The organism is Paraburkholderia sp. AV2 (assembly GCF_054968425.1).
The window spans coordinates 1-20719 of sequence record NZ_JBANLK010000016.1 but is presented as its reverse complement, the minus strand read 5'-3'; the positions used below and the strand labels follow the sequence as shown (position 1 = coordinate 20719).

The window sequence follows — 20719 nt, the reverse complement described above, 5'->3', positions numbered from 1 at the left end:
TACTACCGGGCTGTGCCCTGCTTGATCCTGCCAGGCAGTACCGCGTCCGGAGCGCAGCTTGATAGGCAACCCCAACCGAGAACGGCCAACCGCCCACCTGGCGTCGACAAGACGTCGCCGGCATCTCGTCGGCCCACGTCGATGGTTGATGGGGCCACCACTCGACTACACCGACTTATCCCTTACTCTTTTCGAAAAGACCCGCGAGAATAAGTCCGATTTCGTCTTGAGCGGCGTCACGGTACAAGGGCGCTTCTATACCTGGCTCATCGCATATTTGAGGAGGCCCAGTATGAAACCCCAAAAGCCCCAGGACACTCACGCCAACATGGTCGACGCGATGTGCGCGTACATGACCGACTGCCGGTTCGACCAATCCCATCTGAACTCCATGTGCCTGTCGCTGGCCATGGAATACGTGTATCAACCGCGCCCGCGGTTTTGGCAGGACTTCAACATCGCGTACATCACCGTCGCGCTATCTCGCTGTATCCCCGACTGGCGGCACGCTCTCGAGAGCACCAACGGCGTCCCGGACAGACTGCTCCGGGACGTCGGAGAATTCCTGCACGTGAAGGCATTCGATGAAGCCAACGCCGAAATGATGCTGGCGTTGCCGGCTCACGAGCGTCCAACGGACAGCGCATCTGCCTTCGCCTGGATTTCGTCTCAACTGGCGCACAAAGGACTGAAGGCGGAACTCGACTTCGCGCGACGAGACGGCAATGCCTGCGGCGAGCATGCGCTCGACGCGCTACGCTGCCTTGAGGAAGCGGCAGCCGGACGAACCATCGCCAGAACCGGAGCACTCGTCGCTCGCACGTATCGCGACGCGGTCATGAAGCGTCACGCTGAAAGCGCAACCCAGTAGGCCATCGAGGGCTTGTGCAGGATGGCCAGGCCCTCGCGCAAACTGGCGATGACACAGCCGAATGAGTGGGCCAGAATCAGGGACGGCCTGACCGTGGAGACTTCTTGCCCTTCATCGGTCGGCTGTCGAACTGCAGCGCCGGTAAAAGGCAGGCGGCGACCAGAGCACTCGGCTTCGACATCTGATTGGACCTCGACCCACTACTGAAGTCGATACGGCAACAGGCGGCAAGGGATAGCGGCACGACGGCTGCCCACACTTTCGAACGACGCCTCCCAGCCCAACGCACCCAGGTAACCGGTTATGGTGCGGCGAAAGCCTGGTCCATCTGCCGGGAGCGTTTGACTTCGTCGCTCTGCAGGTAAATCGAGGTTGTCGCAATAGAGGCATGGCGCAGGTTATCGCGCACAGTCGTGAGCTCGGCGCCCCGGGCGAGCGCATGCGTGGCGTGAGTGTGGCGCGTCCAGTGGGGACTGGCACGTCGCAGCTTTTCCGCAAGCACGGGATGATCGGCACCGATGGCATCGGCGGCCAGACGGAAAAAGCGGCGCGTCACGGACCACAGACGGGAACGCGTGATGCCCGTTGCGCTTTCCTCTTCAAGGTTCGCGAGCAGCGGAGTCTTCGGGTTCCACCGCTGCGGTGTCACCGGCAGGCGCCTCTGGACGAGATACTGCTCGAGCGCGGCGCGTGCGAGCGGTGGCAAGGCGACCTTGCCGGCCTTGTCGCCCTTGCCGACGACATTGAGCCAATGGGCACCGCGTTCGTCCGTGCGGATATCGCCAAGCGTCGCGCTGACGAGTTCACTTGCGCGCAGACCGGTCGCATAGGAGAAGTCGAGCAGAAAGCGCAGTCGCTGCGCGGCAGGTTCTCCCCAGCCGTAGGACCATTCCAGTGCACTGGCAATCGTGCGAACCAGGCTCCATTCGCCTTCGGTGAAGCCCCGCGACGTGTCGAGTGACGCGGCACGCGTTCTGCCGCGGACCTTGATACCGGCAAACGGATTGGAGAGCACGTAGCGCTGCTCGATGAGCCAGCGAAACAGTGCGCCGAGCACGGAAAGCGCGTAGGCGGTCGAGCGCGCCGACAGGTTTCCGGCGAACGGGCGCCAGCCGGGAGCATTGCGCGGCCGCGGCGCCCCGACCCAGCGCTCGCGCGGCTGCGGATGCCGCAGGAAGCTCCGGTAGGCGATGGCATCCTCGATTGTGAGTGAGGACAGTGCCCTTCCACGCTCGACGATGGCCCACAGGATCAGGCGCTCGGCTTCCTTGCGGTAGGCGCGCTGGGTGGCCGGCGACTCATGCAACGCGAGCCAGGCCTGCACAGCGTCGTAATCGTTGTTCGCATCGAGCGCACAGGCCCGCCTGGGCGCGCGGAAGCTCCCCATCGAGCCATCGACTTCCTGAGGTATCCGCAACCGCTCCCAGGGGACAACCACGCCGGGCCGAGCTGCAGTCACAAGGGCACGTGCCCGTTCGGTCAGTTGCGGATGCGCGGCGAAGAAGGCCTCAATGCGACGCGCTCCGGTCTGGCCCAGTCCCGGGATAGCGGTCCACCACCGACGCCGGCGCGGAACCCGCACGGTAAGATCCGTGAGCGTTCCGAGGCCGCACGCCAGCAGCGCGCGCGCCGCCCTGGGCGAGAACCACTGGTCCACGCCGTCCGTGATCTGCGGTTCTGGCGGCTTCGCGTGGCGCAGGACTTCGACGGCCTGCCCAACCGCCTTCGCGTCCCGTTCGCGCCCGGCAGCCGATTGCTTCAACAGCAGGTCAGCGAGATCGTGGCGATGAACACGCCGTGCGGCTGTCGCAAGCCGGCGCCGGATGTCGCCGATCACGCCGCGAGCCGAGCGCCCTTGCCCCGTCCTGGCCGGCAGATAGCGCGAGACAGCGTTGCGCACGGGCACCCCGGCGTACCAGGCTCGCAGCGCGGCCAGTTCGTCCTCATCGGGAAAGACATCCGGCGCGCTGGCTGCCAGCGGCTCCGGCGTGTGACGCGTTTTCATGACCACCAGTTTGGCACGAAAATGCACCTGTCGCGATAAGAAGAATTATGGCAATAGATCGCATCAGTGCCGCTCTTTCTGACTCCCCTGTGCGGAAGAATCAATGCAATCTGTGCTGATACCCGCCCGGCCGCGCCCGGCATGTTGCGACGAGACGCCTGTCAATCTGGGCGTCCTCCATCCCTCGGTATCACGAGGCGTCCCGCATTTTGATATTTTTTAGCCGCCCGCGGTCCACAGGCACCAGGACGGCCGAGCGTAACGAGAGCGAAGTCGTTGCGGTATTCTGTGAAGCACCCTGAACCCCGGCAGCATAGGTGCCCTCATGCAGTACCGCCTCTTCATCGACGATCTCCGGGACCCTACTTCACCCGATTGGGTCGTGGCACGTGATTCAGCAACGGCAATCAAGCTGCTTGAAACTCAGGGTTGCCCGGTCGAAATTTCCTTCGACCACGACCTCGGTGGCGACGACACCGCCATCGCAGTGGTGAAGCGGCTTATCGATCTTGATCTGGATGCCGGTGGGAGCTATATCCCGAACGATTTCCACTTCACAGTCCACAGCGCAAACCCCGTTGGACGCGAGAATATCCTCGAGCTGCTCGCACGGTATCTTGAATTCCGCATCGAACAGCGCGGAACATACCTTTAATGAGTCGCGCCTTGCCAGGGGGATTATCCGCCTTTTGGACTGCTCGAATGGCTAGCCTTCATGCCTGCCCATTTGCCGCCCACAGTCGACCCGTGGGACTGGCTGCATCGCCATTTCCTTCACGCACTGGGTCAATCCTGGAACGCATGGTGTGCGATCGCTTCCGGCATGCAGGAAAGCGGGTGCTACGTCCTCTCACCGCTGCTTTTCCCCACGCGCCTGCTCTGGGTGGATTATCCCGACGAAGGGGTGGCCTTGCGCATTGTGCGTCCGCGCACGCCTGTCGTACCGCCCCGCGAGGCATTCGATGGCGCCTGACCTGATCCCCGATCGATTCTGTTACTGTACCCGTGCGTCGCCATATCCGCTTGACGGACTGTGGTCGACTCGCGTGGATTCCCCCACGAGTTCAAGCATCCTCCCGCTGGTTATTGGCCGTCTCGGCCCGGAGAGAGATGTGTCGCGCGAAGACATTCGCGCTCAAGGATCCGCGCCTCCTGCCTTTCTGGCAGCCCGTGTTCGATCAGACCGGTCTGCGCGTTGCCTATGTTATTGCCGTCAGAAATCCCGTCGGCGTCGGGCCATCGCCGCAAAAGAGAAATGGATTTACGCTGGAGAGATCGTATTCGCTCTGGTTGAGTCACATCCTTGCCGCGCTACAGACACCCGTGTCGAGACTACCGCTCCGATCGCAATTCCCCGCGGCGCGGGCCGGTCGATACTCTTGGTCGACCCGCTAGCCGATCCACGTTAATTAATCTTCATCATTCTCCGAGAACCTGGAACGCCGCCGCGGTTTCTAAAATAGAAAGGAGAAGCACGCAATGCGGAAATTCGTTCTCGCGGCTGGGATGGCTGCAATGCTCGCCGGGTGTGCCGTCGCGCCTGGCTACGACTATGGGTACGGTTACTACCCGTCCTATGCTCCCGGCGATTACGGATATGTTCCCGCCTACGGAGGGGTTGGTCTCGGCATTTGGGGCGGAGGTGGGGGGTACGGTGACTACGGTGGTTGGCACGGCCACGCAGGTGCTTGGGGCGGCGGTCACGACACCGCATGGGGGCGGGGTGGGCACGATGGCCGAGGCGGAGGCGGCCACGGTGGTGGGGGCCACGGTGGTGGAGGACACGGTGGGGGCCATTAGATCCTGGTCGGACAAATTGAGCGGTACGAGTCACGCTCGCGAGTTTTCATATAGAAACTCGTCTCTTCGTACCGTTGTCCTGCAAAGCAAAGCTTCGAGGAAGACTTCAACAGGAGCCGAGTTGCATCGTGCTCTCGGCGGACGCATTACACGGAAAGTACAACACAATGCTCGTGAACCGGAATTCGCAGGTGGTTTTCGTCCATGCGATGCAGTTCACGGACCTGCGGGCGATGGATCGCGCAGTCGGGGGGCGCTGCTGTCGCGTCGTGAGCCGCTGGCAGCCGGTATCGCGCTTCGCTACATCTCTTGAAACTGATGTGTGGGTCTTGCGGCGCCAGGCGACTTCGGCGTCTGCCTGACGCAACCACGAGAAAGCCGTTACTGCGGTGTCTTGATACTCAATTCATTTTTTACCAGTGTTACGCCGTCAACCCCTTTCGCCGCCTGGACCGCCAGATCCATCTGGTTCTGGCTTTCGCAACTGCCAGTGAGCGTCACGGCACCGTTGACGGCCTTGACGTAGATGTGTGTCGGATCAAGGCCGTTGGTGCGCGACAGGGCGCGATGGACCTTCTTCGCGAGCGCCCGATTCGCGGCCTTGCTGGCCTTCGGCAAAGCCGGCGCTGCCGCCGTCGTCGTATCCGTAGATGTACCGCTGGCTTGTGCGTGGGCGCCCGCCGCCAACACCAGGGCGAACGCGGCTACGGAAAGCCTGGCAACCTGTATCAGCTTCATATCGATTCTCCTTGCTCTGAAAATTCTTCGTTGCTTAACGGGACGAACCTCAAGCGCGGGAAGTCTGGTCTTGCCAGCCCGGCTTCCCGCTCGATGAGTCGATGCTTGTGGCCGGCCCGCCCTCAGAACTGGGTCATGATGCCAATATTGCCGGCGAACTGACTGTGACCATAACCCGGGCCTTCGTTGATGCCGCTGCCCACCGCGCCGCCGCCATCGGCGTTGCTGGCGCCGCCGGTACCGTACGGATCTGCATAGCCGTCGCCGAGGCCAATGTTTGACGTCGAGCTGTTGTGGATGTAGCCCAGCTCGGAATACAGGAACGTGCGCTTCGACAGGTTGTAGGTGCCAGCGAGCGTGTACAGCGTGGCATTGCCGTTGCCGTTGTTGGCGTTGGCGTGATAGACCGCGGCTGTAAGCAGCGTGACCGGCGTGATCTGCCATCCCACGCCACCCCATTCGTGATCGACCGCGGTCGGCAGGCTGGCGCCGTCCGGCGTGGCGGCGAAGTCGTAACCGGCTTCGTCGGCATCAGGCGCCGAGAGGTGCTGGTAGCCTGCGTAGAACTTCACCGGGCCAAGCGAATAGGTACCGCCGGCGAGGATCGAGCGCGAGTACAGATAAACATTGCTGAAGCGGCCGTACGGGTCACGGATCTCGTCGTAGATCGCCTGTAGTTCGAACGCCGAGGCGTTGTACTGAATCTTGGCGCCGTCCGAACGCCCCTGGCTGCTGCCGAAGCCCGAGGTCGTACCGAGCTGTCCCGGTGCACTACCCGTGCCGCCATTACCGTTCCAGTTCGCGCTGTTGGCGAGATCGTATTGCCCCTTGAGCGTGAGGCCGGCGAGTTGCGGCGACGTATATTCCACACTGTTGCCTGCCTGCGCCCAGTTACGGCCCCGCACCAGCGTGGCGATCGAGTAAAACTGCATGAGCTGCGGATCGACGTCCCAGCTGTCCTGGCTGATTTCCGCCGCGCCCGCGTAACCGATCTTGAACGTACCCCACGTATCGTTCGTCAAACCGACACGGGCCTCGCGACCGAACAGCGAGCCGTTTTGATACGCGCCGTTCATAACGTCCAGACCCATTTCCAGCTTGAAGATGGCCTTCGTGCCGCCGCCAAGGTCTTCAACACCCCTGAAGCCAAATTCCGATTCGCCCCAGTCACCGCTTTCCATCTGCACTGCATTGCCACCAGGAATTCCAGTGCGGTACTGAACACCAGTATCCAGCCGGCCATACATCGTCACGCTGCTTTGTGCGTGCGCGACGATTCCCGCAGACATAAGTGCTGCGGCAAGCAAAGCCTTCTTCATTGTTCGCCTCCATACCTTCACTAAGGATCCGGGCGCGGCATTGCTAACCTTGCCCGATGGTTTGCAGAATGAGCCAAAGCGTCTGTCGCGGGCAGCACCCCGGCGACAAATGCATGGACTCAGCCGCCTTTGCCAGCTTCGTGGACAATCACAGCCAATGCGAGGGAACTTAATTGATACTCTCCTGCCTGCCTTGTTGTTTTCGCCGTCAATGTATCAAGATCGAATCAAAGAATGGAGCAGTGAATGCATGAGCGTTGCGAATTATCCTCAAATTGCGTAAGAGGAAGGCCGCTCTGGGGGCGGAAGTATTCTTTCTGGAGCAAGTCATTATTTCATGCGACAAGTCTATTTCTCGCTAATCTTGGTCGCATATAACTAACTTGCACATGCCATTCTTTGCCTACATATTTATCATCTTAATGACGAATTTTTAACCATATTGATTTGTCAGCGTTGACCTAATGCAAAATTCCACGTGGCCGTAAATTTTCAATGCTCTCCTGCCGAATTCTGCAGTTGCTTACAAAAAGAATATATCTAAAATTTTATATAGCCGTATTTCATGAGCATGCAATCCCGGTCATTGCAATCGCCGAAAAAGTTCAGGCTGTTGCATAATTTAGAGTCCTATATACTTGGAGTTGGCACTGGGAAACGTGAAAATTCGGCATGCCAGGGCTTATCCGTAAGCGTCAGAACCCATTGACTTCAGCCAAAAGACTTGATGAAGCGCTTACCGTGAAAATCCCACGTTATCGCTTCCGTTGCTGTGGTCTACGCGTTGCGCGCGCACAACCGAAAGGCCCCGGGCGAAACGGGCCAAGGCCGCTGCGTCGATACTGCTGCCAGCCGCTCTGACCGCTTTGCGCGGCCAGATCTTTGCCGTACACGTCAGACATCAATGCCTGGCGATACGTACGTACCCCTTGGTACCGTCATCACTCGCCAGTCGACAAGCGCTGCCGTTTCGCGATGACGGCGCGGCTGCACATACCATCGCCCGGCTTCGTAACTGAAGCTCGAGGTGGTCTGGACGCCCTTTCGAAAGAAGAGCGGTGCTCCACCAACTCAAACAGATCTTTAGTTACGGGCGCGACAATTCCGTCAAGGGCTCCGAAAGTAGACTATCAACTACCGAGGCCCGGTTAGCGCAATCGGCCAACTGCTCGCAGCACCGCGTCACCACGCGAAGTGACACGCGGTACCGGAAAGCCAGAATCGGGCGACTCCATCACGATCAGTTGAAGATCGCGGAGCGCACAGAGCTCGTCAAGGTTCGGCTCTATCCGTTCCGTCGTATTCTTTACGACCATCAGCGTAGCAAGCTCGTGGGGACTCAACATGGCAATTCCCTCCGGATGGTGAGTGACGGACAAACCGGATGCGATCAGTTCAAGGTTTTGCTGACGGGAGGTATCGCACGCCGGTACCCGATTTCGAGTAGGCGGTCAACGCTTGCAAGCGAAATTGCAAAGCCGGTCCACCCGAAACCGCTGTGCCTAAGAAAGACGACGACGCCGGCGAACGCCGGATCGACGATTGTCTGCCAGAGCGGCTGCGTTTCAAGGGGAAACTGCTGGTCCAACGGTACCTCTGTGGGGACGGTCGGCGTCAGCGCGATGCGGGCGTGGCCAAGTGCTTCGATGAGACTGTCGACGTCTGCCGGATCGAGCAGCCCCCGGCTTTTGCCGATCCTGAGCATGAGCGCATTCGCCCCGTACTCGTTGACGAGCGCAAGCTCTACGTGAGACGCGCTAGCGGACTGGAGTAGCAAATCTAGCATGGCCTCGCTCCCTTGCGGTCCTTGCCCTCTACCGAACGCGCGGCCGCACGCAGTTCGCCAAGCCAACGCCTGCATTGTTCATTTTCGAGCGCGAACCCGGTCCAGCCTAAGCCCTCGTGACGAAAGAACAGCACGGTCGCGTCTAGCAACTGGCTCGGTTCGGCATACCAGCTTGGATCAACCGTCATATGGTACCTGTGGCCCGGCAGCAAGGTACTGCGAACCGGCGGTCGCATGGCGGCGCGGTATAGCGCGAGCTTCTCGATCAACTCGCCAACGGCGGCGCCGTCGAGCACAGTCGTGTCCTCGCCCCAACTGAGACGGAGACTGCGGCGCTCGCCTTCGCCAACCAGATCAATCCGCAAGGGACGTTGCATGGTGGAACCGCCTTCTAAATATGCTTTACGGTCACCATACCGTAGCAGTTGCGCCTGCGCGGAACAATGGCCGGGACATTAAGAATGCTTGCTGTTCGGAGAAAGAATGTAAGCCGGTGCCCACCACGCGCCTTAGCTGGCCTTGGCGCCAGCGCGTTAAGAAGGCTTAATCCTTGCCGGTTACTATCGCAGAGGACTCCGACTAAACTTGTGCATGCGACGGCATTGGCCGCGCTCATTTGTGTGCACGGTCAGACGCTGCTGCTCCGGCCAGGCCGGACGGACTTCGCTCGACCATCAGGAGGTTCCATCATGAAACTCGCATCCGTCGCTATCATTCTGGGGCTCGCTGTGGCCCTCTCCAGTCCGGTCCATGCCGCCCGCTTTCAGGTGTGCCACAAGGTGCTGCAGCATCATGAGTGGGTAGAGCAGTGTGGGCCATGACTGCCGCATTGGCGCGTGCGTCCTCTTTGCGGGCCAAAACCGCGCTGGTCGATTCCGGCCTTGCGAGCGTTGTGGTTCGTTCCCCGAACGCGCGACATAAGTGCCTGAGCGGGCCGCCCGCCCCACCGTCGCAGTGGGCGCTCGCCACGCTGCAGTTCGTCGCAGTCGAGCCTGCCGAGGGCTTGCACACATCCGGTGCATGGTCAGACATGCGGTGCGCTCTTGTCGCTTGATGCCGAATTCCATCTACGGAGTTGGCCTCTTCAATCGTCCGGCATTGACCTCGGTCACCGCTACAGCACAGCGCCAGAACACTGTGCCGTTGCGCCGCGGTGTTCCCGGCAGACATGACCGTCATCCACTTGCGCGTGGCAGACTAGCCTGGGGCCGGCGCGCTCGCCGAGCCGTAGTCGGCCGGCGCATCGGCCGGGCGCGGCGTTTCGCCCGCATGCTCGATCCAGCCGCCGCCCAGCGCGCGGTACAGATCGACCAGGTTGTTCTGCCGTGCCAGCTGCGTCTGGACCAGGGTCTGCTGCGCCGAGTACAGGTTGGTTTGCGCGAGCAGCACCGAAATATAGCTGTCCACACCGTTCTTGTAGCGCAGTTCCGCAAGATCGAGGCTGCGCTGGTTCGCGAAGGTGTTGCGCTGGAGCGCGGCGATTTGCTGCTCGTAGGTGCCGCGCGCCGCGAGCCCGTCCGCCACTTCGCGGAACGCGGACTGGATGGCCTTCTCGTAGTCGGCGATCTCGATGCGCTTCTCGACATTCGCGAGGTCCAGGTTCGCGATGTTCGCACCGCCTTCGAAGATCGGCATCGTGATCTGCGGCGCGAAGCTCCACGCCGCCGTGCCGGCCTTGAAGAGGCTGCCAAGCGACAGGCTTTCCGTACCGAAGGCCGCCGTCAGCGAAACCTTCGGGAAGAACGCTGCACGCGCCGCGCCGATGTTCGCGTTCGCGGCGAGCAGGCTCTCTTCCGCCTCCATGATGTCCGGACGCCGCGTGAGCAGGTCGGACGGGAGACCCGCCGGAATGTCGGTCAGCAGGTTCTGCGAGGAGAGCGGCAGACCAGGCGGCAGGTCGGCCGGCAGCGGCTCGCCGATCAGCAGCACAAGCGCGTTCTCGGCCTGTGCGCGGGCCCGCAGCTGGGCCTGCAGGTTGGCCTGCGCGGTTTCGACCACGGACTGCGCCTGGCGCAGATCGAGTTCGGAGCCCGTGCCGTTGTCGAACTGGGCCTTCGTGATGTTGTAGGAGTCCTGCGCGACCTTCAACGTGCCCTGCGTGACGTTCAGCAAGTCATCGTCGGCCAGCATCGTCAGGTACTGCTCGGCCACCTGCGAGACGAGCGAGATTTCTGCCGCCTTGCGCGCCTGCGCCGTGGAGAGATACTGCGCCAACGCCTGGTCCTTCAGGCTGCGGATACGCCCCCAGAAGTCGATTTCCCACGACGCCTGCAGACCCACGTTGTAATCGCTATATGGATTCTCCGGAATGAACTGGAAATCCATCGGAACGCGCGTGCGCGCGTCTGAGCCCACGGCACTGGCAGACGGAAGCAACTGGGCGCGCGTGATCTGGTACTGGGCGCGCGCCGCCTCGACGTTGAGCACCGAAACGCGCAGGTCGCGGTTGTTCTTCAGCGCGATCTCGACGAGCGCCTGCAGACGCCGATCGACGAAGAAGATGCGCCAGCCGATGTCGGTGGCCGACGCGCCGTTGGCGCTGCGGCCGTTCGGCGCGCCGCCCGACTGGCCCGGCTGCGTCGCATAGACGCCGCCTTCCGGGAAGGTCTGCGAGACCGGCGCCTGCGGCCGGTGATACCACGGCTCCATCGTGCAGCCTGCGAGGAGCGCAGCGGCGACCCCCATCACGCACAGCTTCTGCATCTCGTTGTCCATTCTTGCGCGAATCATTGACTGGTACTACCAGCGACGCTGGGTGTGTCGGAGGCGGTGCACGTGCAGGGTCGGCTCGCCATCGCCAGCGCTTCCCGCCAACCCGTGAACCTGAGGCGGCACCGCACCGTCCTGTTTGACATTCCGGTCGTGACAACGTAGCGACCGTGGTTTCACAGCGCAATGTCCAAACATTAAGAGTGGTTAATTGTTCGGCAAACGAACTATGCACGGTCCAGGTGAGCTTGCGATCCGAACGCGCATCGGCTTGGAGCACCGGGTCCGCCCGGCGGCAACGTCCGTTGGAACAGGAAGCCTGTCGCCGCTGGCGTGGGATCTCATCGGCGCGAAGATCCACCGCTTGAGCGGGACGAAAATGGCCCGGTGCGCAGGCGCATCGGGCCCGCGTTTAAGCAGTGACGCCAGGAAGCTAGTCGACGCTATCCAGGCCGCTGACGAATACGATTACGAACGTGAAAAAAATGGCGGGGAGCTCGCCCGGGCCCTCAAAGGGGACACGGCGGATCATGACGCTGTCGTGTGGTCGGAGGCGGGGCCAATCGCGACCTTGCAGGTTGATCTTAATCGTGGTGCCATTGGCACTGGGGGCGATCCGTTTGCGCTTCGACTTTGCGTATGTTGTCCTCTGAGTACGACACTGCTCTCGAGTGGCCTGGGAAAAGTGGCAAGGAATTCTAAAGAAAGATTAAAAATTTTCTGCATCTGATGTCACGATATATCCCGTCCGGAAAGGCGATACTTGGATCGCTGCCGTCCCCGAGGCAGCGTTAGCGGTAATTCCTCGTTGCCCCGGTCTGGCTACCGGGGCTTTTTTCGTGTGTTGGGAGGGTGCGAAAGCTTCGGGGTGAAAGTCCCCTGTGCGGTCTGACCGCGAGAACGGCAGCCGAAGCGTTCGGGCGTCGCCGGCGATCCGAGTTTGGTAAGGCATGTTTGGCGGAGCCACGATCGCATGAACAGAATGCGACTCCCTGCGCTTCACAACCGAAGGCTTTAACCGCTTCGTTACCTCCACGATTGCTCCGGTTGCTTCCGGCTGGAGCGGTTGCCGGGTGGGGCTTTCACCCACTGGAAAAGCGCCGCCTTTGCACGGCGCACGCCATGAAGCGTCATTCGCCGAATCAATCGGACAGACATTCGGACGACCGGTCTGCATCGGTATGCGGCCACATGAACGAGTGCGATGCCCTTCGCGGCAGCGCCCGGCTCAGCGCGGTTGAAATGCGATGATCGCCATTCCGACAAGCGAGAATGCCACGCCGGCCCAGTCCCAAATCGTCGGCCGCATTCCCTCGACAAGCCAGAGCCAGATCAGCGCGACGGCGATGTAAACCCCGCCATAGGCTGCATAGACGCGGCCCGCTGCACTTGGATGCAGAGTCAGAAGCCATGCAAAGATGGCGAGCGATAGCGCGGCCGGTATCACCAGCGCGACGCTCTTGCCCTCCTTAAGCCACAAGTATGGGAGATAGCAGCCAAGGATTTCAGCGATCGCCGTAGCGACGTACAAACAAAAGGTTCTCATTACCTGGTGACAAGGCGGACGCATGGGGATGCTACCCCAGAATGCCCGGGGTCGTGCGTCGCGATAGCTGATTGGAAGCGGTACTTGCCTTAGCCACGCGGGCAAGGGCGCACCTACCCGGCAGGCTACGTTCCTCTGACCTCAAAGCCGCGCTGGCAATGTTCTATGCACAAAACCAAATCCCCTTCGATACAAACGTATACCCCCCTACCCTATCAGTGGTAACATAGCCCCCTACCGTATTCAGGGGGCTAGCCGTGAGCCATACGATTCGCGAAAAACAGAAGCTACTTAACCGGGTTCGCCGCATTAAGGGCCAGATTGAAGCCATAGAGCGCGCACTTGAAGAAGAGCGGGGCTGTATGGATGTGCTCCAGCTGATCACCAGCAGCCGTGGGGCGATGAACGGGTTGCTTGCCGTGGTTCTTGAGGACCACATTCGAACGCATCTCGTCGACGCAGAGCCGGACGACGAGCACGGCAGCGGCACCGAGCAACTGATTGAGGTAGTCCACAGCTACTTCAAGTAAGAGGGAACCATGAGCAACTTCGAAGATTCCGCTTTCGGAGCGGGACACGACCACATCTTTCTGGGTGCAGCCCATGAAGACAACGAGCGCAGGACCTGGATGGTGATCGTGCTGTGCAGCGCGATGATGGTGGCGGAAATTGTCGGCGGCAGCTTTTTTGGCTCGCTGGCGCTCGTCGCCGATGGTCTGCACATGTCGACACACGCGGGCGCGATGCTGATCGCGGCCTTGGCGTACACCTACGCGCGCAGGCACGCGGCCGATAACCGCTTCGTATTCGGCACCGGCAAGCTGGGCGACCTCGCGGGCTTTACCAGCGCCATCGTGCTCGCGATGATCGCGCTACTGATTGGATACGAAGCCGTATCGCGCTTTCTCTCGCCCGTGCCCATCCACTTCGGTCAGGCGATCCCTATCGCCGTGCTTGGCCTGATGGTCAATCTCGCGAGCGTCTGGCTGCTGAGCGGCAACCACCACGGCCACAGTCATGGTCATGGGCATAGCCACGGTCATGGTCATGGTCACGGCCATGAAGACGAGCACGGTCACGATGACGAGGTGCACCGCATCTTCGGCAGCGCTGGCGTATTTGCCCTGTCGGTCTTCGAAGACGGTGTACCGCCCGTCTTCCGCATTACGCCCGAAACGGCTTCCTCGACACTGAACGCCAATGCGGTTTCAGTGACGACAATTCGTCCCGACGGCACGCAACAGACCTTCGCGTTTGCCGATCGCGGCGGCTATCTGGAGTCGAAGGACGACATTCCCGAGCCGCACGCATTCAGGGCCATTGTCCGCCTGCCCGATGGTGAACATCAGATCGAGTTCGAGGAACACGAGCACAATCACGACGATGCACAAGCCGCCGCCAACCGTGACCACAACATCCGTTCCGCCTACATTCACGTCATTGCCGACGCGGCGGTTTCTGTGCTGGCGATCATCGGTCTACTGCTCGCGCGTGCGTTTGGCTGGGTCTGGATGGACCCGTTGGCGGGCGTAATCGGCGCATTGGTGATTGCAAACTGGTCGTGGGGCTTGATGCGCGATACGGGCGGCATTCTGCTCGACATGAATCCGGACAAGCGCATGGCCGAGAACGTCCGTCATGTCATTGAAGACAACGGCGACACAGTGCTCGACCTCCATGTGTGGCGCGTCGGTCCGGGGCACATGAGCGCGATCGTATCGGTGGCTACCGGTGAAGCGCAGCGCAACCCGGGGTTCTACCGCGCGGCACTCAAGCGTTTCAAGGGATTGTCGCATGTGACAGTCGAAGTGAATCCGACGGCCGCCGCCTGACTGATGGCAGTCAAATCACCCTGCGTCGATGTATGTGCGTTCGATGGCAAGACCGGGCTTTGCATCGGCTGCTTTCGGACGCGAGACGAAATCCAGGGCTGGAAGAAGATGACGGACCACCGTCGTCATCAGATCCTTAACGAGAAGACCCGGCGACAGGCAAAGCTAGCAAGAGAGACGCAGATCGCCAAGGTGGAAAGCTGAGGGAGCAGACGTGTTGTTCAACTGCGCTCTGGATGTCCGGCGCACACCATATGCAGCCATTTGAGCGGGGAGCTTGTCAACGGCAGCAACGGGTCGTTTATGCCCATTGCATGAATGGACGTGGCGGCGACGATCACTGTGTTCGGTCATCGGGCGCTAGCCGGCCAATTTCGGCCGTTCGCTAGCATGCATCGACGGACAGTCGAACGTCGGGGGGGGCTGCGTACACCGGACGTTCGCTCGCCAGCTTCGTCCTCGGGGCCATCGGCCTTCTTGGTCATGCACTGGTATAGCGCCCAGTTGAAGACGCTTCAGCTCGCCGCTTGCCTTTCCGCCGCCGATAGTCCTAGGTCATAGCGTTACCGTGAAAGCTGGGTAGTACGGGCATGTGCATGCCCCCTCGCGTGGCCCGCGAGTAAAAATATCGCCATGCCCGACCCGGTCGGCGAAGCCGCTCGCCGGGAATTCAGGGCGGTATTTGGCCTTCCTGAACAGCGATTCCACAAAGGCGTTGTCATCCGAGACGCGCGGGCGAGAGTACGACGGCTTCGCTCCCAGCCAATTGGGCATCGCCAGTACCGTGGCGGCCTTGAGTGCACTACCGTTATCGTCGTGCAGGACCGGCTTGCTCGAGCATGCGACTGCGCAATCTAAGAAGCCCTGCAACGAGTGGATTCCCGAACACGCCGTCGGCCGGGGCCATGGCCAGACATGCGGCTCAATACACTGACGCCATGCCCGGTGGCCGGTGCTTGAAACGCCGGTGTACCCAGTAATACTGCTCGGGAAATTTCACCACCTGTTCTTCGAGAAACGCATTCATGCGCCGCGCGTCGACCACATCGCATCCAGACGGGAAGTCCGCGAGCGGTTCGAAGATCGTCAATTTGTACCCTTGATACTCAGGGAGCACCTCGGTGACAAAAGGCACAACCCGCGCCCGACCGAGTCTCGCGAGTCGCGAAACGGCCGTGAGTGTGCAGGCGGGAACGCCAAAGAAGGGTACAAAAACTGAGTTGTCGATACCCTGGTCCATATCCGCTGCCAGCATGACGGGCTTGCCGGTCCGAAGCAAACCTACAATTTTTCTCGCGCTGGTCGCGCGCTCGATCATCTCCGCGCCGAATCTGCCCCGCTGCTGCCTGGCGAGGTCGCATAAGGCAGTGCTTGACATGCGTGTATAGAGTGAGGCCACGGGATGATGCGTCGAGTAGAGCATGCAGCCGACCTCAATGCCCACAAAGTGAAATCCCATGAAAATGGTAGGCGGGGCCGCCGCATCGTTGAGATCGATTCTGCTTTCGATCTGAACGATGTCGCGGATCGCCTGAGCACTGCCAAACCACTGGATACCTCGCTCGAGATAGCTGCGAACAACATGGCGAAAATGCGCTCGTGCGAGTCTCCGAAGTTCGCCGCTGCTCTTCTGCGGGAAGCAAAGACGCAAGTTCACCAGGACGATGTGCTTGCGGCGGCTCGGCAGCGCATACAACGCGGTACCTGCGGCCACTCCGAGCCGCGCGACGAATTTATAGGGAAGTATGGAGAGTGTGCGCAACAACGTCGCGATGAGCGTACGATTGAGGTGTTTCAAAGCTCGTCCCCTACGGTTACAGCTGCCTCGAAGGCATAGTTATACGCGACGCAGACGAGTCTCCTGCGCGTCGCTGTCTCATTCGTGTGCTCTCGTTCCAGTACGACCTCCACAAATGGATTGAATGTTTATCGGAGCGCAAATACGGCTGAAGGGACGTGACTGGTCCGGGCAATGTCGTCGAACGCACTGCCGTGAAAACCGGCTAGTCCCGGCTGCCCCTCGTACGCCGCGGACCGGCTCGCTCGACCAACCAGAACGACCGACATGCAGCTGCACAAGTCTGTCCAGCCTGCAGTGCTTCGAATCGGATACCGTAGGTGACGCGCCGCCTTAAATGACGGCGTCCCGGTTGGCCGAAACACGATCAAGGCACGTCGAGCAACGATCTTTACCCACACGGCCGAGGCCACGATCAGGGAGAAAACGTAGCGCCTGAATGACTCGGGTAGTTGAAATTCCAGCGATTCATCCGAAATCGCTGCCGAGACGAAGAGGATCAATTGGATGCAAATCGCCGACAGCGAAGCCACGAAAAGGTGGGTGCTGATAATACGAGTCAATCTGGCACTCCTGTCGTAACGCACGGACACTTTTCCTGACGCTTGCTCGCCGGCCAGAGGGCACGGCTCAAATCCCGGCTGGAATTCGCAGCTCGAAATTGACGTTGGTGCGAAACAAATTTGCCTTGCTCCAACACATGCGGACCGACGATAACACCGGAAGCTTAAGGTACGCTGAGCCAGTTCCAACGATCGCGCTATTGCTTTCTTACAGTTTCACCCATCCATTCTGGCGTCCGTACACGCGCTTTCCGCGGACTGACCTGCCCCGGTTGTAGTCCGGACCGCAGCTTGAGTCCGAGGTTAAAAACTGCCGGGCAGCGTCATACGCCCGTGCGAACTGCTCGGGCGTATGACAGCCGAGCGAACTGTGGGGCCGCTCGGTGTTATGCCCGACCCGCCGCGATTCAATCAAGCTTCTGGTATTTTGGATGGAGACAAACCAGTGCTCGTTCAGGCAACCATCCTGGAAGCGCCCGTTGAAACGCTCGAAGTAGGCGTGCTCCACTGGCTTGTCGGGCCGGATGAACGACAGCGTTATACCGGCCGCAAGCCCATGCATCCAGGACCTTCCCGGTGAACTCTGGACCGTAGTCCCAGCACAAACCGCTCGCTTCGTCCGAACCGCTTATCGCCCAGACACGCCGCCAAATGGCGAGCCGAGGTCACTGTCGCATCTAAAAATCCGCTCCGGCGCATCTGCTATGACGCAAGCGGCTTCGTCGCGCTCAGGAATGCGGTGCGTATGGAAAAGGATTGCTGGCCTGATGTGAGGAGAGGACGTAATGCTTGCTCAATGCGTTTCCCCTCGTCTTTCGTGAACGTATTGCGAAGCAATTCACCGAGGGGGGGCGCCCAAGGAAATGGCGGATTTTTCAATAGAACATCCCATGACGTGGTTGGCGAAGGACCGACGTCGATATGAAACTCCATGTGAATGTCTGTAAACCCGGCATCCATGGCATACCGAACCAGATCCCGTTCGCTATAGTTGGTGATTGGATTCGCTGCGATATCCTCCTCGGTACCGGGAAGGTGCGTGATTTTCCAGCGATAAAGCAAACGGGAAATATGATCGTCAGTTCCGGCCGGAAGCGCGTCGACACTCTTTTTTAAGGCGACCACATCAAGCGCGTCGTCACGGCAGATGGGCTCGGCGATGGAAATCCGACCGCCAGGCTTCACGACGCGGTAGAACTCGCGCAGCACGGCGCGTTTGTCGGGTAGATAGGCCAGCACCGCGCGAGTGGTAACGGCATCCACGCTGGCGTCCCCAATGCCCTCAAGCGCCTCCGCAGAACATTGGGTAAAAGTGCACTGCCCTCGAATTCCGCATTGGGTCGCGGTCGCTTCGGCGTGCTGCAGCAACGCCGCAGAAATGTCAACCAGGACAGTATGCAGAGAAGGGCCGATGCGGTCTATCGCGCGAAACGCAACAAGTCCATCGCCAGCGCCAACGTCGACAAGGGTCATGCCCGCCTCAAGCCGCGCACCGTCGAGAACACGATCGGCATATCGACTGATATCGGCACGGAAAGCCCGCTCATGTGCCGGATCACCGGCAAACCGCTCGCGCAGAAGCCAATTGGCCCAAAGGTCGGATTGTACGCATTCTCGGTTGGTGTTCATCTATTACAGGTCTCCTGGCATGCCTGCAAATTCTCTGGATAGGCCGATCGAAATCGCGAACAAAACGAAGTGTCGATCGGAGCGTTGTTTGGCAAGCCGGAATTCTATCGGCCGGAACTGATGAAAACCTTAAGGGACCGCGTAGTGGTGACACTCTGATCGGTTGTGTCGCGATAGTAGACGTGAGCTCAATGGAGCTATCAGCTCAGGATTCCTCAGATAACCAGCGAGTGGAATTGCTCTGCATCGCTGCGGTTATTGTCACCCGTCATCTGCCCTTTCCGGATCATATGCATGATCTCGATACCGGAAAGAATGACGCGGGCGCACTGGAAGCTTTTGAAGCCCATCATCGGCCTGACCATCCTCTTGATCGCGCGATGGTCCGGCTCCACAATGTTGTTCTGCTACTTGATCTGCCTGATCCGGATGGGCGTTTCCCGTTCGCCGTTCAGGACATCGAGCGCAGCCCGGTTCGCGCCGCTCTTCTCAATCGTGACCGTCTCAGGTTCGCCGTTGTGCTCGATCGCCTTCTCGAAGCAACTCCCGGCAGCGACCTTGTCACGCCGGGCGCGCAGCAGGAAGTCGACCGTGTTGGCGGCCTTGTCCACTGCGCGATACAGGTACTTCGACTGACCACTCACCCTAATGCAGGTTTCGACCATGCGTCAGCTTCTGCCCACGGGCCGCTTGTGCCGGCGAAACGCCTTTTCGAACAGCGGCACGAACTTGAGGAACCAGCGGTGCACCGTCGAATGATCCACGTCGACGCCGTGTCAGGCCATCATTTCTTCGAGGTTGCGCAGGCTTAACGAGTAGGCGACATACCACCGCACGCATACCAAAATGACGTCAAGCGGATAATGAAGGTGCTTGAGTACCTTGCCGATGCCGGGCGGCAGTGTCTTCTTCGTTTTCGTCATCGTGGTCTTCACGCAGGTGGGGAGGAAAAATTCCATCGCAGTGCCTTACTGCGACACTGCCGCGCAGCGTCACGCCGGCGACGACCGTACGCTTCTCGCCGCGCATCACGCGTTGTACGCAAAGGCGCGCGAATGCAATCCGGCCCGCTGTTCGCGCCACACTGTTCCGTCGCGATCTAAACGGTATTCTGTAGTGCGAGATATTTGGCGTTGAGACAGTGGCGGATGTCTCGCGCTCAGCGAGAATGAATGAACCGCAGTCGAACGCGAGACGTAGATCGACACCCGGCGCAATGTTGTCGCGCGCTGCAAGAGCAACGGCCCCGGGATGCTCGCCCGGGGCCGTCGCTCAGAACGGATCGTCGATGTGATGCCGCACCGGGGCGGACCATGGTTGCCTGCTGCGCTGGATCTGCTCTGCGTATGCGCTGCTGAACCACAGCAGCCAGTCGCACAACAGTTGCTGGATCTGGGCCGCCGCCTCGTCGGTGAGCGCGGGTAGCGGCGGCGGTCGTGGCCCGATACGCGTGGACGGTGTGCGTGACTGACCTGGCTGCTGAGGGCGGCGGCTCATCGCATTTCCCCAATCGCCTGCTGCAACAGCTCGTCGGGCAGATGGTTCAGCCCTTTGGGCACAGCCAGCTGCATGGCGGTGCGCAGGATACGCCCGGCATTGCGCGGCAATCCGCGCGAAGCCTGGCGCAGCAGTTCGAGCCCGGTTTCGGAGATCAGCGTGTGGTTGCAGCCGGCGGCCTTGAGCGCGTGGGCGATGAGCTGTGCGAAGCGGGCGTGCTCGGTGACGGGCTGCAGTTGCACGCGGGTCTGGATGCGGCTGTAGAGCGCGGCGTAAGCGTTGCGCTCGAGCATCGGGGCCAGCTCCGGATGGCCGGCAAGCCACACGGTGATGAGACTGCGGGCGTCGAAGGCGAAGTTCAGGAACGAGGGGAAGTCGCGGAAGAACTCCGGCGGCAGGTTCTGCGCCTCATCGATGATCCACACCGGCAGGACCTGCTTGCCGTTGGCCAGCTCGGTGATGCGCTGCTTGATGTCGCGCCACAGGTCCGCGCGCCGGTAGCTGGGTTCGAGCCCGAGTTCGCGGGCCAGCGAGCGGTACAGGTCGATGCGCCCGAACTCGGTCTCGGACAGATAGATGGTCTGGTAGCGGTGCGGATTGAGGTTGCGCGTGAGGTGGCGCAGCAT

At 60.6% G+C, this 20719-nt stretch carries 19 protein-coding genes and 2 pseudogenes; 7 read left to right on the top strand and 14 right to left on the bottom strand.

What is annotated here, in order from left to right; genetic code table 11:
* Positions 1-292: 292 nt before the first annotated feature.
* Positions 293-871: a hypothetical protein gene (locus V8683_RS13675; RefSeq protein WP_411191406.1), complete on the top strand. Its 579-nt coding sequence runs from the start codon at positions 293-295 to the stop codon at positions 869-871.
* A gap of 301 nt (positions 872-1172) precedes the next feature.
* On the opposite strand, the gene V8683_RS13670 is transcribed toward V8683_RS13675, so the two are convergent.
* Complete coding sequence (locus V8683_RS13670; RefSeq protein WP_411191408.1) at positions 1173-2876, bottom strand: phage integrase family protein; 1704 nt, start codon at positions 2874-2876, stop codon at positions 1173-1175.
* 325 nt (positions 2877-3201) lie between these two features.
* Here V8683_RS13670 and V8683_RS13665 point away from each other — a divergent pair, with 325 nt between their 5' ends.
* Positions 3202-3531 (top strand): cyclic-phosphate processing receiver domain-containing protein, encoded by a 330-nt coding sequence (locus V8683_RS13665; protein ID WP_411191409.1) that lies wholly within the window; start codon positions 3202-3204, stop codon positions 3529-3531.
* A gap of 60 nt (positions 3532-3591) precedes the next feature.
* The gene (locus V8683_RS13660) at positions 3592-3849 is read left to right on the top strand and encodes a hypothetical protein (RefSeq protein ID WP_411191410.1); all 258 of its coding nucleotides are present in this window, start codon (positions 3592-3594) and stop codon (positions 3847-3849) included.
* 1208 nt (positions 3850-5057) lie between these two features.
* Here the strand turns inward: V8683_RS13660 and V8683_RS13655 are convergent.
* The 4 genes from V8683_RS13655 to V8683_RS13640 form a co-directional block, all read right to left on the bottom strand.
* A complete protein-coding gene (locus tag V8683_RS13655) occupies positions 5058-5414 on the bottom strand; it encodes a BON domain-containing protein (RefSeq protein ID WP_411191411.1) in 357 nt (118 codons plus the stop codon).
* A gap of 122 nt (positions 5415-5536) precedes the next feature.
* Positions 5537-6733: a porin gene (locus tag V8683_RS13650; protein WP_411191412.1), complete on the bottom strand. Its 1197-nt coding sequence runs from the start codon at positions 6731-6733 to the stop codon at positions 5537-5539.
* 1390 nt (positions 6734-8123) lie between these two features.
* The gene (locus tag V8683_RS13645; protein ID WP_411191414.1) at positions 8124-8519 is read right to left on the bottom strand and encodes a hypothetical protein; all 396 of its coding nucleotides are present in this window, start codon (positions 8517-8519) and stop codon (positions 8124-8126) included.
* Positions 8513-8896 carry a hypothetical protein gene (locus tag V8683_RS13640; protein WP_411191415.1) on the bottom strand — a complete coding sequence of 128 codons (384 nt, stop codon included), beginning with the start codon at positions 8894-8896 and terminating at the stop codon, positions 8513-8515. The genes V8683_RS13645 and V8683_RS13640 overlap by 7 nt, the downstream gene beginning before the upstream one ends.
* A gap of 312 nt (positions 8897-9208) precedes the next feature.
* On the opposite strand from V8683_RS13640, the gene V8683_RS13635 reads away from it, so the two are divergent.
* Positions 9209-9340: a hypothetical protein gene (locus V8683_RS13635; protein WP_411191416.1), complete on the top strand. Its 132-nt coding sequence runs from the start codon at positions 9209-9211 to the stop codon at positions 9338-9340.
* A 376-nt stretch (positions 9341-9716) separates the two neighbouring features.
* Here the strand turns inward: V8683_RS13635 and V8683_RS13630 are convergent, their stop codons facing one another.
* Both V8683_RS13630 and V8683_RS13625 read right to left on the bottom strand, forming a co-directional pair.
* A complete protein-coding gene (locus V8683_RS13630; RefSeq protein WP_411191417.1) occupies positions 9717-11234 on the bottom strand; it encodes an efflux transporter outer membrane subunit in 1518 nt (505 codons plus the stop codon).
* A 1222-nt stretch (positions 11235-12456) separates the two neighbouring features.
* Positions 12457-12774: a YnfA family protein gene (locus V8683_RS13625; RefSeq protein ID WP_411191419.1), complete on the bottom strand. Its 318-nt coding sequence runs from the start codon at positions 12772-12774 to the stop codon at positions 12457-12459.
* 257 nt (positions 12775-13031) lie between these two features.
* Here V8683_RS13625 and V8683_RS13620 point away from each other — a divergent pair, with 257 nt between their 5' ends.
* From V8683_RS13620 to V8683_RS13610, 3 genes are read left to right on the top strand one after another with little or no spacing between them, the layout of a single operon-like run.
* On the top strand, positions 13032-13304 hold the full coding sequence (locus V8683_RS13620) for a metal/formaldehyde-sensitive transcriptional repressor (RefSeq protein ID WP_411191420.1): 273 nt from the start codon (positions 13032-13034) through the stop codon (positions 13302-13304).
* 9 nt (positions 13305-13313) lie between these two features.
* On the top strand, positions 13314-14606 hold the full coding sequence (gene dmeF, locus V8683_RS13615; RefSeq protein ID WP_411191421.1) for a CDF family Co(II)/Ni(II) efflux transporter DmeF: 1293 nt from the start codon (positions 13314-13316) through the stop codon (positions 14604-14606).
* Positions 14607-14609: 3 nt separating this feature from the next.
* Complete coding sequence (locus V8683_RS13610; protein ID WP_411191422.1) at positions 14610-14810, top strand: DUF1289 domain-containing protein; 201 nt, start codon at positions 14610-14612, stop codon at positions 14808-14810.
* 444 nt (positions 14811-15254) lie between these two features.
* On the opposite strand, the pseudogene V8683_RS13605 reads toward V8683_RS13610, so the two are convergent.
* From V8683_RS13605 to V8683_RS13575, 7 genes and pseudogenes are all read right to left on the bottom strand, one after another.
* A pseudogene (locus tag V8683_RS13605) lies at positions 15255-15449 on the bottom strand (IS3-like element ISAzo10 family transposase); the annotation flags it as partial.
* Positions 15450-15528: 79 nt separating this feature from the next.
* Positions 15529-16404: a lipid A biosynthesis lauroyl acyltransferase gene (locus V8683_RS13600; protein WP_411191423.1), complete on the bottom strand. Its 876-nt coding sequence runs from the start codon at positions 16402-16404 to the stop codon at positions 15529-15531.
* Positions 16405-17175: 771 nt separating this feature from the next.
* A complete protein-coding gene (locus V8683_RS13595) occupies positions 17176-17529 on the bottom strand; it encodes an integrase core domain-containing protein (RefSeq protein WP_411191424.1) in 354 nt (117 codons plus the stop codon).
* A 140-nt stretch (positions 17530-17669) separates the two neighbouring features.
* Positions 17670-18596: a class I SAM-dependent methyltransferase gene (locus V8683_RS13590; protein ID WP_411191425.1), complete on the bottom strand. Its 927-nt coding sequence runs from the start codon at positions 18594-18596 to the stop codon at positions 17670-17672.
* Positions 18597-18811: 215 nt separating this feature from the next.
* Positions 18812-19519 (bottom strand): annotated as a pseudogene (locus tag V8683_RS13585) (IS6 family transposase).
* 349 nt (positions 19520-19868) lie between these two features.
* Positions 19869-20093 (bottom strand): hypothetical protein, encoded by a 225-nt coding sequence (locus V8683_RS13580; RefSeq protein WP_411188278.1) that lies wholly within the window; start codon positions 20091-20093, stop codon positions 19869-19871.
* A partial coding sequence (locus V8683_RS13575) for an ExeA family protein (protein ID WP_462880647.1) occupies positions 20090-20719 on the bottom strand: 630 nt, incomplete at its 5' end. The genes V8683_RS13575 and V8683_RS13580, both read right to left, overlap by 4 nt.